General features: G+C 37.6%; 13 protein-coding genes. 1 reads left to right on the forward strand and 12 read right to left on the reverse strand.

Annotated elements, in window-relative coordinates; translation table 11 throughout:
* Positions 1–14: 14 nt before the first annotated feature.
* The 12 genes from DDF69_RS04660 to DDF69_RS04715 form a co-directional block, all read right to left on the reverse strand.
* Positions 15–2,093 carry an alkaline phosphatase family protein gene (locus DDF69_RS04660; RefSeq protein ID WP_114819745.1) on the reverse strand — a complete coding sequence of 693 codons (2,079 nt, stop codon included), beginning with the start codon at positions 2,091–2,093 and terminating at the stop codon, positions 15–17.
* Between the two features lie 169 nt (positions 2,094–2,262).
* A complete protein-coding gene (gene ribH, locus DDF69_RS04665; RefSeq protein ID WP_114819746.1) occupies positions 2,263–2,781 on the reverse strand; it encodes a 6,7-dimethyl-8-ribityllumazine synthase in 519 nt (172 codons plus the stop codon).
* A 3-nt stretch (positions 2,782–2,784) separates the two neighbouring features.
* A complete protein-coding gene (locus DDF69_RS04670; RefSeq protein WP_114819747.1) occupies positions 2,785–3,492 on the reverse strand; it encodes a tetratricopeptide repeat protein in 708 nt (235 codons plus the stop codon).
* Between the two features lie 228 nt (positions 3,493–3,720).
* Complete coding sequence (locus tag DDF69_RS04675; protein WP_114819748.1) at positions 3,721–4,257, reverse strand: adenine phosphoribosyltransferase; 537 nt, start codon at positions 4,255–4,257, stop codon at positions 3,721–3,723.
* A gap of 3 nt (positions 4,258–4,260) precedes the next feature.
* Positions 4,261–5,457, reverse strand: a complete 1,197-nt coding sequence (locus DDF69_RS04680; protein ID WP_114819749.1) for a hypothetical protein — start codon at positions 5,455–5,457, stop codon at positions 4,261–4,263.
* Between the two features lie 116 nt (positions 5,458–5,573).
* On the reverse strand, positions 5,574–6,590 hold the full coding sequence (locus tag DDF69_RS04685) for a hypothetical protein (protein ID WP_114819750.1): 1,017 nt from the start codon (positions 6,588–6,590) through the stop codon (positions 5,574–5,576).
* A 117-nt stretch (positions 6,591–6,707) separates the two neighbouring features.
* Positions 6,708–8,039, reverse strand: coding sequence for a hypothetical protein (locus DDF69_RS04690; protein WP_034691800.1), 1,332 nt, complete (start codon positions 8,037–8,039; stop codon positions 6,708–6,710).
* A gap of 8 nt (positions 8,040–8,047) precedes the next feature.
* Positions 8,048–8,737, reverse strand: a complete 690-nt coding sequence (locus DDF69_RS04695) for a c-type cytochrome (RefSeq protein WP_034691797.1) — start codon at positions 8,735–8,737, stop codon at positions 8,048–8,050.
* Position 8,738: 1 nt separating this feature from the next.
* Positions 8,739–9,260, reverse strand: a complete 522-nt coding sequence (locus DDF69_RS04700; RefSeq protein WP_027371993.1) for a DUF3341 domain-containing protein — start codon at positions 9,258–9,260, stop codon at positions 8,739–8,741.
* Entirely contained in the window at positions 9,247–10,644 is a 1,398-nt protein-coding gene (nrfD, locus tag DDF69_RS04705; RefSeq protein WP_034691792.1) for an NrfD/PsrC family molybdoenzyme membrane anchor subunit, read from the reverse strand. The genes DDF69_RS04700 and nrfD overlap by 14 nt, the downstream gene beginning before the upstream one ends.
* Before the next feature lie 25 nt (positions 10,645–10,669).
* Positions 10,670–13,729, reverse strand: a complete 3,060-nt coding sequence (locus DDF69_RS04710; RefSeq protein ID WP_114819751.1) for a TAT-variant-translocated molybdopterin oxidoreductase — start codon at positions 13,727–13,729, stop codon at positions 10,670–10,672.
* 23 nt (positions 13,730–13,752) lie between these two features.
* Positions 13,753–15,111 (reverse strand): c-type cytochrome, encoded by a 1,359-nt coding sequence (locus DDF69_RS04715; RefSeq protein ID WP_047426932.1) that lies wholly within the window; start codon positions 15,109–15,111, stop codon positions 13,753–13,755.
* A 184-nt stretch (positions 15,112–15,295) separates the two neighbouring features.
* On the opposite strand from DDF69_RS04715, the gene DDF69_RS04720 reads away from it, so the two are divergent.
* Complete coding sequence (locus DDF69_RS04720; RefSeq protein ID WP_114819752.1) at positions 15,296–15,853, forward strand: SPOR domain-containing protein; 558 nt, start codon at positions 15,296–15,298, stop codon at positions 15,851–15,853.
* Positions 15,854–15,899: the final 46 nt, after the last annotated feature.

Consider the following 15,899-nt stretch of genomic DNA (forward strand, 5'->3'; position numbering starts at 1 on the left):
AAATATTTAGATATTTATCTGTTGAGTTGTTTTGTTTTGAGCCAGTAAGAAGTAGACTGATAGGCTGATACGGCATCATCTACCAGTTTCTGATCTGGATCTTTTAATAATTTTTCGTTGTAATACAGTTTAAATTCCGGTTTCAGATCACTTTTTTCCAGTTCCAAAGAATATTGTTTTACCTTTTTTACCGGCGAAATAATGGTCAAACGCTCACCTTTGATAAATCCAAGATCCTGATAGGTTGCCACATACGCTTTAGGCTGGAATTCCTGTCTGAAGACATCCTGACCTAGAAACTTAGATTGATAACTGAAATTTAATAAGCCCATAAGCGTAGGCATTACATCTATCTGAGACATCAGTGCATCAAATTTCTGAGGCTGAATAAATCCTTCAGAGAAGATCATAGCTGGAATTCTGTATTTATCCATCGGAAGTTCTGTTTTCCCGGCGCTGGATGCACAATGGTCTGCAATGATAACAAAAACTGTGTTTTTATACCAGTCCTGTTTCTTAGCCATATCGAAGAACAGCTTAAGAGAGTAGTCTGTATATTTTACACCACCTTCACGGGATTTTGCCGTTCCCGGAATATCAATTCTTCCGTCAGGATATGTAAACGGTCTGTGGTTGGAAACCGTCATCCAGTGATTGAAAAACGGCTTTCCTGACTTGGCTTCAGCATTCATTACCTGAATTGCTTTTCTGGCCATATCTTCATCAGCAACACCCCAAACATTGGCAAAAGTGATTTCTTCAGGTTTAAAGTTGTTTCTATCTACGATACCATAGCCGTTTCCTCCGAAGAAGTCCTGCATATTATCGAAATAGCTGTATCCGCCATATAAAAATTTGACATCGTATCCTTTAGACTTGAAAACACTTCCGGTCGTGAATTTATTCTTATTGTCATCTCTTTTGATAACACTTTCTCCTGCAGTGGGAGGAATACACAATGTCAAGGCTTCCAGTCCGCGTACCGTTCTGTTTCCGGTGGCATACAGATTGGTAAACATTAATGATTTATCAGCAAGGCTATCCAGAAAAGGGGTGATTTTTTGTGTATTACCATAATGCTCCATGAAATCAGCAGAAAGACTCTCGATAGAGATCAATACTACGTTTTTCTTCACTTCCGGTTGTTCTGCAACAACAGCTCTTGATAAAGTGTGTTGTGGATATTGGCTTAAGAAATTATTTTCGGCCTGCTGTTGGTTAATCTGCGAGTAAAACTGGAAATAATCCAGCTCATTATGGGTAAATGCCCAGTAGAACTTAGGAAGTCCGTTAGCTTCAATTTCGTCTGCGAAAACATTGTCAGATTTGATCTGCATCAAAGACGGTATTGCCAGTGCACTCAACGCGCAAAGTACCATAAAACTACCCAGAAGAACCATTTTTTGTTTAAAGTCCGGAAGTTCCAGCAATTCATCTTTTGTTTTCTTATAAATGAACCACGTGATGGTAAGGGTAACAAGCATGATGGCAGAAAACAATGGAATTACAGGGTAACTTTCCATGATATTCCCAATCACTTCATTGGTATAAATAAGATAATCTACAGCAATAAAATTATAACGAACTCCAAATTCATTATAGAAGAAGTATTCACTTACTCCGTTGAAAATGATCAGAAGAACGTATAATAGTAATGTGATGAAATACAATGTATTACGGATCTTGATTCTTTGTGTAGGAAGAAACAGCATCAATCCGAAGAAAAGCGTTTTTATTCCTACGAAAACAAGGGCAATTTCCATGATAGAACCTCCATACTGCTTGAAAATATTGTTCGGAACAAGCCAGATATAAAGGAAGAATAGAACTAATGCTCCCAAAATAAGGTAACCGTAAGGTTTTTTATATTTTGAATTGGAAAGAAAGAGGAAGTACAGGGCAAGAATAGAGCTGGCCAATATGAAAACAAAAACGTCATTCACCAGGCCTATCAGCAAAACTTTTACAACTTCAAAAAATCCAAAGCTAGCGGTAGTAATAGGATGAAAAAAGAATACTGTTCTTATTATCAAGGAAATAATAAGATAGAAGATTCCTAAATAAAGGAAGGGTTTTATTTTTTTTAAAAACATGTATTGTCTGTCTTTATTAATTTTCACAAAGATAGTTTTTGTAGGGAACTTTTGACGGAAAAAAAGAAAAACATCCTTTTTATTAATAAGATTTAAGAATTATTTATATACTGATAAAAAAAGGACTATTAAAAAATAGTCCCATTATATTGTTGAAATAAATTATTGATTAAGAGTGTCCGAAACCGATATTTCCTTTTTTATCAGATAATTTCTTTTTGAAATCAATCATTCTAAGAGCTGTTACAGCTGCTTCTACCCCTTTATTTCCAAGATCTCCACCGCTTCTTGCAATAGATTGTTCTTTGTTATCATCCGTTAACACACAGAAAATTGTAGGAGTATCCGTCATGATGTTACAGTCTTTGATTCCCTGTGCTACTGCGGAACATACATAATCAAAATGAGGAGTTTCCCCACGGATCACACATCCGATAGAGATTACTGCGTCATATTTTCTCTCTTTGCAAAGCTGCATGCTTGCATAGCTTAATTCGAACGCTCCCGGTACAGGGAAAAGTTTGATGTTTTCAGGCTTTACTCCTTCTTTTGCAAGGATTTCCAAAGCTGCATCACGAAGATTGTAAGTTACAAAATCATTCCACTCAGAAAAAACAATGCCGATAGAAAAATCTTCGGCATTCGTTATATGAAGTGGCTTGTAATCGGATAGATTAACTGTTGCCATTTTTTAATAATATTTAGTCATTTCAATATAAGAATCAGACATTCCGTTGTCGTAGTCCTGATATTTTTCATCAATTGCAGAGAAGTATTTTTTAGCTTCTGCATTTTTCTTTAATCCTAATGCAACAATACCTGCTTTTCTTGTGAAATAATATGTTGTATAAGGATCATCAGATGCTGATGCCGCCTGATCCAGTAAACCTAAAGCCTCATCGTTTTTGTTAAGACCTGATTTTGCATCTGCCATCGCACCATATTTCATTGCCATTAAAGTTTTGTTTTTGGAAGAGAATTTATCCAAAAGATCATATGCTTCCTGGAACTTTCCTTCTTTAAATTTTAATAGCCCGGCATTGTAAGAAGAAAGTTTACCGATTTCAGTAGAAGAATATTCATTAGCTGTCCCTATAAAACCAGGATTAGCAGCAGATTTTCCACCTAAAGCATCTTTATCTTTACCTTCAGCAAGGTTTTTCTGAGCAGCAAGGAAACTTTTTACAGCTTCAGTGTTCTTTGGAGCAATTACAAATTGCTTATAAGCAAAGAATCCTAAAACTCCCAAAATCAAAGCTCCAAATATAAAACCAAGCGGCTTTGAATATTTTTCAACAAATCTTTCAGTGTTTAAAGCCTCTCTGTCAAGGTCTTTAAAGAACTCAACTGTTTCTTTACCTTCTTGCTCGTTCTGAGCACTCTTTCCCAATTTTGCCATAAGTTTTTAAAAATTGAAATGCAAATTTAATTGTTTCTGAGAGATTTACAAAATACTTTGTGAGTATTATTGATGAAATCTTGTGAATTGTTAATCGTGGATGGTGAATTTATTAAAAAAAGATGCTTCGACAGGCTCAGCATGACACTTCTAATCTTACAGTAAATTATTAGCCATTGTCATGCTGAGCGGAGTCGAAGCATATATCTTTATTTTGTTAGGTCAATCTTAATACCCTAAAATATGGTAGATCTCTGCACCGAATTTTTTCAGTTTTTCATCACCATTCAAGCCTTGTAAGCCGATAAGAAAACTAAACTGTGAAACAATTGCGCCTTGTTTTTCTACCAACTTGGCAGCGGCCTCAGTAGTTCCTCCTGTTGCTAAAAGGTCATCGTGGATTAAAACTCTTTGGCCAGGTTTTAACTGTCCTTCACGGGTTTCAATAATGGCACTTCCGTATTCCAGATCGTACTTTTCTGAAATAACAGGTGGCGGAAGTTTTCCTGCTTTTCTGATTAAGATGAAGGGTACTTCCAGTGCTACAGCGATAGCGATTCCAAAAAGGTATCCGCGGCTTTCAATTCCGCATACTGCATCAATTTTTCCTTTACTGAACGCTGCAAGATCTGCAATAACGTCTTCGTAAAGTTTTGGGTTTAAAAAGATGGGTGAAATATCCTTAAACTGTATTCCGGGAATCGGAAAATCCGGGATATTTTCAATTGTTTCTTCTAATTTTTTGATCAGTTCTGCTGAAGCCATTTATTAATTGATTTTATAGCTGGAAATTTTCCAGTCTCCATTTACATTTTTAAGCCCGAAAGTTACTTTTAAAGAAGTTGTCTTCCCGCTTTTATCCGTTACATCATAAGTAGCATTCACACTGGCACTGTTTGCGGTAGTACCATTTGTTGTAATGTTTTTTACGCTTACATTTTTCACAGATCCGAAACCTGAGGTCGGATTGGAGAAAGATTCATAGCTTCCCCAGCTTGGATTGCTGGCTGTTTCGTATGCTGCTTTTAAGTTTTGAGAACTTACACTGTTCAGGAACTTACTTACTGTATTTTTAGGATCTGCAGTCGGTTGCTTTGGAGCAGCCGGTGTTGCAGGAGTAGCTGTAGGATCAGTTGTTGCACCAGGCGTTGCTGTCGGATTGTTTGGATCCACCACTGCACTTGGTTGTTCCGGCACTGCGGTTGAATCAGTTTTTGGAATGGCAGGAACTTTTAAGGCTGCTGCATTGACATCAAGACCGATTTTAGACATTTTGAAAGTCTTGGCAGTTGTTTTTACAGAAACCGTGATATCGATTTTGTTATCCACTACTTTCGCAGCAGGAATAGATGAGAACTTTAAATTGAATCCTTTAAAATTATTGTCCTGCATCAGGTTTTTAGCAGTAGCCAATCTTACCCCGTTACTGAAGACTTCAAGAGTTGCTTCAAGGCCTGCTCCTGTGAAAGATACAGGGTTTCCGGCTGCATCTACAAGTCTTGGAACAATCTGGATAGCTGTAGGAGCTCCGGTTCCATCATCTCCCGTAGGTCTTGTCACAAGGCTTAGTGATCCTGCTTTCACATCATTAGGATCGCTTTCTTTAGCTTTATCATCCCCGAAGATATTCATTTCTCCAAGTGATGGCGGGGCAGTACTTGCCCATTCTATTCCGTTTTTCTGAGCCACTTCGTCAGCCAAAGACATGATTTCAGGAACTTTCTTCCCGTTAATCAGTTTTCCAAGGGCTTTTAGCTCATTGATATCACCGTCTGCCTCTACTCCAAATGTCTTAAGGATATAAAGAGCCTCATTAAACTTAATCTGCTTAATGGTAGGTAAACTGGAGGTCATATCATTGATACTTGACTGCAGTGTTTTAGTATTCGTAGCATCTACATGATCTTTCTTACATGCTGTAAAAAGCAACAGACTGAAAACAAGTAGAAAAGAAAACTTTTTCATTTTTATTTGGTTTGTTGCAAATTTAATAAAACCTTTATTAATACTGGATTTTATTTTTACTTTATGTTTTATGGCTTGTTTTATTTCTTTTTCACAGTAGCCATAATCCTATATTTTTACTTTTTTTGAGGTTGTTCTTTTAAGTCTCCCTTGAAAAAATTGCTGAAGATGGTCTGCATGTTGGGGAATGATGGATCCTGCCAGTAAGAAGTTTGGTAATTACTGTTTTCTTTATCAAATTTTACTTTTTCAATATCATTGTCGTTATTGAAGCTAAGTTCTGTAGGATAGAAATTGGTGTAAACGGCAATCTGATTATATTCGGGTTCACTTTTATGTTTAAGCTTAACAAAAACAAGTTCATTGTATTCCAGGAAATCTTTCAATGTCTTTTCTGATCCTTTCTCAAACGACATGTTCAAAATGGTTCTGATATCATAAAATCTATATCCGAAGAATGAAAATTCTTTTTCCTGAAGTGCTCCACCTGTCACTTCGATCTGATCTTTACGATCACCTTTCAATTCTCTGATGATATTTCTTTTTGTTTTATATTCTTCCGGATTTCCTACATTTTTAAGTTTTGGAATCTGTAGAGAATTTCCATAATCCCATGATGAAGTTTCTTTCTTCTCGTTTTTAGGTTCTGTCAATCTGAAAACCCTGTACTGTTCAACATGGGTGCTTTTTAGTTTTTTTGTTTTGTTGTCAAAAATATAGGTTACAATTCCGTCGGTATAACTATTCAGTTTATTATTTACGGTCACGTAAGCATTAAAATTTCCTTTGATAAAAATATACCTGGCAGGTTTATTATTTTTGATGACTACGGTTTCAATCTCTTTTACCTGATCATTAATTTTTATTACGGATTGATCAAAGTCTGCATATGATAAAGTGGCCACCGGAAAATTATTATAGACAATCTGAAACTTTTCCTGGGAGGGAGACAATGATTGTTTGTCAATCTTACCTTCAATATCTGAGTATGCCAGAATAGTTCCATCTTTCCCAAATACTGAAACTCTGGGAAGGGGAGTATTGCTTTTTTCAGAAACAAAGGTGATGGTCTGTGCCTGACTAAAACTAAAGAGAAAGATGAAAAGCGTGTAAAGGAAAAGTTTTGTTTTCATAATAAGATTTTGTTTTAGTTGTTGATCTCATGATAGAGATCAGTTATTTCATATGCATAAAAAAAGACTGATCGTTTTAACAATCAGTCTTTTATCATTTTATTTTGTTACAAGTCCTTAGAAAGGATACTCATAAATTTCAGATTCGTGTAAGAATGGGTTTCCTGTAGGAATCAACTTCAGTTTAGATAAAGCTGAAAGTACAGTAAACATAAATAATCCAGCTACGAATAGGATTGCTCCAAGGATTAACAGGAATACTTCAGGAGTGTTCCAGTATGGTCCTACTGTTCCTGGCATTACCATGTTGAAGTAATCTAAGATGTGTCCTAAGATTACTACTACTGCCATTGTAGTAACTACTTTGTAGTTTCTCTTGATGCTGCTGCTTACTAATACCAATAGTGGTAATAAGAAGTTGATGATCAACATCGGTAAGAAAGTAGGAGAGTAGTGTTGGAATCTACCGAAGAAGTAGTTAACCTCTTCCGGAACGTTTGCATACCAGTACAACATGAACTGAGCGAACCATGTATATGTCCAAAGCATACTTGTAGCGAAAAGGAATACTCCTAAATCGTGTAAGTGGTTATCATTGAACTGTGGTAAGAAACCATTTTTCTTAAGGTAAACACTTAATAGAATGATTACAGCAATACCACTTGAAAGGCAGCTAACCATTGAATACCAGATATACATTGTAGAATACCAGTGAGGGTCAATAGACATCAACCAGTCCCAAGCCCAAGCTGCAGAAGCAAATCCGAAGAATGCGATATATCCTACTGCCCATCTGTAAAGCATTTGGTACTCTACTTTAGACTTCGTTTCATCTACTTTCTTAGACTGAGCTTTTAATTTCCAAGCGAAGAAAGAAGCACCAATCACATAGATTAAAGTTCTTACTGCGTAGAAAGGAATATTTAAGAATTTTTTCTTTTCGAATAAGATCACATCAAAATGCGGAGAATCCGGGTTTGTCAATTCAGGGTCCATCCAGTGGAATAAGTGACCATTATGAGTGATGTTTAAGATCATCAGGATTACTAAGATTGCACCACCGTAAGGGATATAAGAAGCAATAGCTTCCATTACTCTTGTAATGATGATTGGCCATCCTGCGTGGGCAGCGTGCTGAATAGAATAGAAGAATAATACGCAGCAGCTTACTCCAAAGAAAAATACAGCTACAAAATGTATTGCTGCTAAAGGCTGGTTGTGTACCTGCAATGTAGCGTGCTCTAGGTGAGCCGCGTGATCCTGAGGTCCAACCATTTCACTTGAGTGTGTAGGAGCAGTATGACCTGAAGCATGAACAGCTTCCATCATTTGTTCTATTTTCTCAGTAGAAATTCCTTTGTTCAAAAAGAAACCAATACCGAAAAGAACTAAACCTACAACAAGAAGTATTATAGAAGTTGATTTTAATTTTGGTGAAAAACTATACATTTCTTTTCTTATTTTTTAGTTTCGGTAGTCGTTTCAGTTGTTGCTGGTGCCGCCGCTGTAGCTGCCGCCGGTGCTGCTGCTCCTTTTTTGAAAGCACTCATCACATACATTGCTACTCTCCATCTGTCTCCTGCGTTCAATTGTCCCGCATAAGATCCCATGGCATTTCTACCGTTTGTTAATACATAATGAACAGATCCTACAGTAATTTCTCTGTCAGCATAGTTTGGTACTCCAGAGAATGCTCCACTTTGAACGATAGGTCCTTGTCCATCACCTCCTGTACCATGACATGCAGCACAAGTATGATCAAACAATATTTTACCTCTTTCAAGATCCTTAGCTGCATTAGCTGGGTTCAAAGGAGATGCTGTAAGTTTTTTAGATGCTTCATACCCTGCGTTGTACTCGTCAACATTCTTAGGTAATAAGCTTTCTTCAAAAACTCCGTCTTTATTCTGAGGAACTGATCCTTCTACAGGAGAAAGACCTGTTGCACCATTATTTTTAACAAAAGCAGGAATTTCATTTTCATGATCTGAATAAGCGTCCTGAGCTTTCATCAATGGATCATAAGCTACCGGAAAATACATGTCCGGGAAATATACCAATGGAGTGTTCTCCTTCGGTCCGCAAGAGTTAAGTAAAACTGTTGTTAAACCTAAAACCGCTGTAATTTTTAATACATTCTTTTTCATTTTAAGCGTCTTTAACAGTTATTTCTTCAACTCCAGTTTCAATAAGCAACTGTTTTACAGATTCTACATCTTCAGTTACAAATTCCATCATGAATTTATCGTCAGTAGTTCTTGGATCCGGGTTCTGAGCTGGAGCTCCTGGATACATTTTGTTTCTAACTAGGAAAGTTAAAGACATCATGTGAGCAGCACAGAATACCATTAATTCGAACATTGGAACTACGAATGCCGGCATGTTGTGTCCCCAGTCAAAAGCTGGTTTACCACCGATATTCTGAGGCCAGTCGTGATTCATCACGTACCAGGTAAGAGTAGCACCGATCGTTACACCATAACAAGCATAGATGAAAGCAGCATCAGAAATTCTGGTTTTCTTTAAACCTAAAGCTTTGTCTAGTCCGTGAACCGGAAACGGAGTATAAACTTCGTTGATTGCGATTCCTTTATCGTTGAATGCTTTAACGCCGTTCATTAAATCGTCGTCGTCAGCATAAAGTCCGTATACAATTTTAGTGGTGCTCATCTCCTTCTTTTGCTTTATAAGTTTCACCTGAGATTTTCAAAATCGATTTTAATTCAGCCTGTGCAATTACAGGGAATGTTCTTGCATATAATAAGAATAATACAGAGAAGAATCCGATTGTTCCTAAGTATACACCCACATCAATGATCGTTGGCTTAAACATTGTCCATGATCCTGGTAAGTAGTCTCTTGAAAGGTTGATAACGATGATATCAAAACGCTCGAACCACATACCGATGTTGATGATTAACGCAACAATGAATGTCCAGATAATGTTCGTTCTTAGTCTCTTGAACCAGAAAGAAGCAGGAATAACAAGGTTACAGATGATCAATGACCAGAATGCCCACCAGTAAGGTCCTACAGCAGCACCCGGAGAAAGATATGTGAAATCTTCGAATCTAGATCCTGAGTACCATCCGATGAAATATTCCGTTGCATAAGCTACAGTTACCATACCACCAGTTAAGATGATTACGATGTTCATAATTTCGATATGATACATTGTAATATACTCTTCTAAGTGACACACTTTTCTTGCAACCAACAATAGGGTCTGTACCATTGCAAATCCTGAGAAGATTGCACCGGCAACGAAGTAAGGAGGATAGATTGTTGAGTGCCATCCTTTAATTACTGAAGTTGCGAAGTCAAATGATACGGTTGTGTGTACTGAGAATACAAGTGGAGTTGCCAAACCTGCAAGAACCAAAGAAAGTTCTTCGAATCTTTGCCAGTGTTTTGCTTTACCACCCCAACCGAATGCAAGGAATGTATAAATTTTCTTAGTCCAAGGAGTTTTAGCTCTATCTCTGATCATTGCAAAGTCAGGGATTAGTCCCATGAACCAGAATACAGTTGATACTGAGAAATACGTAGAGATCGCAAATACGTCCCAAAGTAGAGGAGAGTTAAAGTTCCCCCAAAGAGAACCGAATTGGTTTGGTAAAGGGAATACCCAGTATCCAACCCAAACTCTACCCATGTGGATTACAGGGAAGATTGCTGCCTGTACAACCGCAAAGATCGTCATCGCCTCTGCAGATCTGTTTACAGACATTCTCCATCTCTGTCTAAATAATAATAATACTGCGGAGATTAGGGTCCCGGCGTGACCGATACCTACCCACCATACGAAGTTGGTAATATCCCAACCCCAGTTAATAGTTCTGTTAAGCCCCCATGCTCCAATACCTGTCCCGATAGTGTAAGCGATACAGCCGAATCCATAGAGGAATAGAACTAGTGCAGCATATAATGAGATCCACCATAATTTACCTGCTCTTTCTTCGATAGGTCGTGCGATATCTTCTGTAATATCGTGATAAGTTTTGTGACCAATAATTAGAGGTTCCCTTATCGGAGCTTCGTAATGTCCTGACATTTTTTACCTATTTATTATTTAAACTTTATTTTTCTACTCTGTTTCTTACTTTAGTGTGATAGAACACGTTTGGTTTTGTTCCGATCTCCTCTAGTAAATAATATCTTCTGTTAGATGCATATTGCTCTCTAATTGAAGAATCTTTATCATTCATGTCTCCAAATGTCATTGCTCCGGTAGAACAAGCTTTAGAACAAGCAGTCTGGAATTCTCCATCCTTCACTCTTCTTCCTTCTTTCTTAGCCTCAAGAATAGTATTCTGAGTCATTTGGATACACATTGAACATTTCTCCATTACCCCTCTAGTTCTTACAACTACATCCGGGTTAAGTACCATTCTTCCTAAATCGTTGTTCATGTTGAAATCGAACTTGTCATTTAGGTTATACGTAAACCAGTTGAAACGTCTTACTTTGTACGGACAGTTGTTTGCACAATATCTGGTACCGATACATCTGTTGTAAGCCATATGGTTCTGACCTTGCTTACCGTGTGAAGTAGCCGCTACCGGACATACAGTTTCACATGGAGCGTGGTTACAGTGCTGACACATTACTGGTTGGAAGATTACATCCGGGTTGTCTGCAGGGTGGTTTAATGCACCTCCGTCTCCGAAAGCAGTACCGTACAATTCTGGTACAGCCATTCCTTCTTTCAATCCTTCGTAAACTTCTACTTTCTGTCTTGAAGAGTAGTAACGGTCAATTCTTAACCAGTACATATCTCTGGACATTCTTACTTCTTCTTTACCTACTACAGGAACGTTGTTTTCTGCCTGACAAGCAATGATACATGCTCCACAACCCGTACAAGAGTTCAAGTCGATAGATAAGTTAAAGTGAGGACCATCTGTATCATCAAAAGCATCCCAAAGGTCGATTTTTCTCGCTGGAAGTGCTCCGCTGATTGTGTGGTATTCCAAAGGCTTGTTCCATCCTTTGTGCTCATCATCAAAAGCAACGTTAATGAATTCAGCTAAAGGAACTTCCTTCGCGATTTCATAACGACCCATTAATGTATTTTGAAGCTGGATCCCAGCGAACTCGTGATCTTCTCCTGTCTTTTCAATTTTAACACCTGAAAGAACAAGGTTAGAACCGTCAAATAAAGGATAAGCATTTACACCAGTATCAGCAGTTGCTCCTGAGTTTTTCTTACCATAACCAAGTGCAAGACCTACAGATCCTTCAGCTTGTCCTGGTTGTACGAATACAGGAACATTTTCTATTTTAACTCCGTTTACAGTAAGGTTTACAATAGAACCATCTAGCTGCATTCTCGCGTTAAGATCGTTGTCAATTGCAAATTTCTCTGCATCTTTAGGAGAAATTGTAAGGTAGTTATCCCAAGACATTCTTGTGATTGGGTCAGGTAACTCTTGTAACCAAGGGTTGTTTGCCTGAGTACCGTCTCCCATTGAAGTCTTAGTGTATAATACTAATTCTAATTCAGAAGCTTTAAAGTTTCCTAGTTCAGCAACAGCCTGAGCAGCGTTTCCACCTGTATAAGCTAAAGTAGTTGCATTTGTAGAAGCGTTGATACCATTATACAATGCTTTGTTGAAAGAAGTACCACCTAAAAGAGAAGCAGAGCTTGCTTTTAAATAATCGTAGTAGTTGTTTGCTGCATTGTTTTTACCATTCTTCCAAACCAATAGAGATTCTTCAATCTGTCTTGATTTGTAGATTTTCTGAATTGTAGGCTGCATTAATGAATATACACCAGTCTGTGGTTCGATATCTCCCCAAGACTCTAGCCAGTTCGCTACCGGAATGACAGCTTTCGCTGCTTTGTACATTTCATTTTTCTTATCTGCTACAGCTACTACGTAAGGAACTTTTGATAAAGATTTTTTGAAATCTTCTCCTTTTGGATGAGAGTAGATAGGGTCTACGTTGTTTGTAATCAATACACCAACTTGTCCACCGTTTACCCATCCTAAGAATTCCTGGTATTTAGCACCGTCGAATTCTTTAAGGAAGTTGGCCTTACCTGTGAAAGCTACTGAACCTAATTTCTGGTTGATTAAGTGTGCTAAAACCTGTGCTCCTTTAGAACCGTCAGCGAAAACAACAGCTTTGCTTCCTTTTGCTTTCAATTCGTTAGCAATTTCAGTAGCTGTCTTATCAGTAGTACCGCCACCTACGATTGCATTGTAAACTTCCACTAAAGTTTTGTTTACAGCACTTGGTTTTAATCTGTATCTTGAGTCAGCGTTAGCACCAGTTAATGACATATTAGACTCCACCTGGATGTGTCTCAACATGTTTGCTCCTGGTTTTCTAGCTGCTGCATAAGAAGTCTCTAAGCTTGAAGCGTTATAATCTCCTAAGAAATCAGCCTGGAAAGAAACTACCAATTCAGAACCGTTAAGGTCATAAACAGGTAATGCTCTTTGTCCGAATACTTCCTGAGCTGCATCTAATCCTGCAGAGTAAGGGAAAGCATCATAAGTTACTAATTCAGCTGTAGGATATTTAGCTTTGAATTCAGCGAATAACTTTTTGAAAGTTGGTGAAGCAAAAGAGTGTGATAAAACCACAATCTTTTTGCCTGACGCTTTAGCTTCTTCCAACCCTTTGATAACGAAACTGTCTACTTTATCGAAAGTTTCATCTTTACCGTCTAGTTTAGGCTGCTTTACTTTATCGTTATCATAAAGAGAAAGTACACTTGCCTGAGCTCTTGCGTTAGTTTTACCTAAATCGCCACCAGCCGGGTTTGGTTCAATTTTGATAGGTCTACCTTCACGGGTTTTTACTAAAACACTAGCAAAGTCAAAACCGTCAAAATAGGTTGAAGCGTAATAATTAGGGATTCCCGGAATAATGTCATGCGGTTTTACCACATAAGGAATCGTTTTGATTACCGGAGCTTCGCAGGCAGCTAATGTAACTGCTGCTGTAGAGAACCCTAGTAATTTAAGGAAATCTCTTCTTGAAGTACTAGATCCGTTTTTCTCAGCATCTCCAAGGAAATCTTCTACCGGAATTTCTTCCTGAAACTCTTTCTGAGCCAGCTTATTATTCAAAGCCGGATCTTTAAGTTCATGAATACTTCTGAATTGTATTTTGTTTGAAGCCATTTATACTTCTAATTTTTTAGTTATTAATAATGACATTTACCACACTCAAGACCTCCAATTGCATCTACAGTGATCTTACCTCCATCTTGTGGATATTGTTTTTTCAACTTGTCATGTAGATTTTTGAAGTACTCTTTATTATAACCGTTGTTCATATCAACTTCAGTCGTTCTGTGGCACTCGATACACCATCCCATAGTAAAGTCGTTTGCCATTTGAACAACATTCATTGTATCAATTTTACCGTGACAAGCTTTACATACAACATCAATTTTGTTGTTAGGATTCTTTTTGTTGAAAGAATTGATGATCGCCTGTTCTCCAGCAATTACGTGCTGAGAGTGGTTGAAGTAAACGAAGTCTGGCATGTTGTGGATTCTTGTCCATTCAACCGGCTGTGTTTTTCCTGTATACTGTTGTTTTGCAGGATCCCAACCTGTTGCAGCGTAGATCTTCTGGATTTCTCCGTCATAGAATGCCTTGTCTTTTCCTGGCTCCATGTAGTGATCTGCGTTGTATTCAGAAATTGTTCTGTGACAGTTCATACAAACGTTCATAGAAGGAATCTCAGATACTTTTCCGTATTTAGCACTAGAGTGACATAACTGACAGTCAATTTTCTGTTCTCCAGCGTGGATTTTGTGAGAGAAGTAGATAGGCTGTTCAGGTTTGTACCCTTTGTAAACCCCGATCCACATTAACCAGTTCCATACTCCGTAAGCGGCTAAAATAGCAAGGATTGCCAATAAACCTTTACCAATGAAGTGGAACTTCTCGTACATTTCACTGAAAGAACGAACTCGTGTTTCATTAAGTCCGGCTAAATCTTCAGACTGACCCAGTTTTACCAATTGTCTTAGCTTAACCAAGATCCAAACCAGTAAACCTGCGATCGCTAAAAGTGAAATGATGACAACGTTTGTTGTAGTTTTGTCTGCAGGAGCTGCCGCAGTAGCGTCAGTTGCAGGAGTTGCTTCCGGTTTTTTCTCCTCCGGAGCAGGAGGGTTAGTTGTGAAAGCTAAAATGTCGTCAATATCCTTATCTGTAAGATTTGGAAAGACCTGCATTTCAGTCTTGTTAAACTTTTCAAAAATCTCATTGGCGTATTTATCCCCAGAAGCTCTTAGAGCTTTGTTGTCTTTGATCCACTTGTGAAGCCAATCTTTGTCTACACCACCTTCTGTCTTTACACGTTCTACAACCCCTTTTAATGGTGGTCCTACAACTTGTTTGTCCAGCGCGTGACATGCAGTACAATTCGCTTTGAAAAGTTTCTCTCCGTTTTTAGGATCGCCGTCTTGCCCGTAAAATGAAGCACTGGTTGATAGCAATAAGCCTATTGCGATCAACGTTTTTTTATAATGCTTTCTCCAACTAATCATTTAAATTATCTTATGTTAGTAAATTATTGAACATTCAATCAATTCCGCAAAAATAATATTTTTAACAGGAATTTAACGGTATATCGAAAAGGGAAAATATCATTTACGTTTAATTTGTATTGATTCTAAATAACCAGTTTGGTATAGTTTTTTAATTTGTATAAATTTGCGGAAACAAGTTTAAATGAGAAATCTAATCAAAATATTTTCGATATTATCATTATTTGGATTTTATAATATTGAAGCACAACAAGTTGTTAAAAAGGATACCCTGTCAGGAACAGAGCTTGTTATGACAATGGATTCCAAAATAAATGCTGCTTTGGAAGGAATTGAAGGGAAGTGTGCGAAAGTTGCCCCAACAAATTCTTCTAAAGATTTTAGTAATAATGACAGTGGAATTTCTACAGGAATAACAACAAAACCACCCAAGATCTTTGTGCCGAGCAGAGAACTTACCAATGCAGAAATCTGTAAGAAAAATCCTAGAATTTTAGGGTTCAAAATTCAGATTACAACGGTGAAAAGTAATGAGGAGGCTAATGAGGTGAAATCTTATTTCAGAAAGAGATTTCCAAATCTGAAAGTGGAGACGGATGCTTCTTTAAGACCTAATTATAAAATTTTAGCCGGAAGTTACTTTACAAAACAAAGTGCTGCCAGTGATCTTTCCAGAATCAGGGAATATTTTAAATCTGCAGTAGCAGTACAGTATAGAATTTTCTGTGCTGAAGCAAAATAAGAAGAATTTATTTTGACATAAAAAACAAAAAGCTGAGAAATCTCTC

Origin of the sequence: Chryseobacterium sp. KLBC 52, assembly GCF_003347605.1 — a bacterium.
Classification (GTDB): domain Bacteria; phylum Bacteroidota; class Bacteroidia; order Flavobacteriales; family Weeksellaceae; genus Chryseobacterium.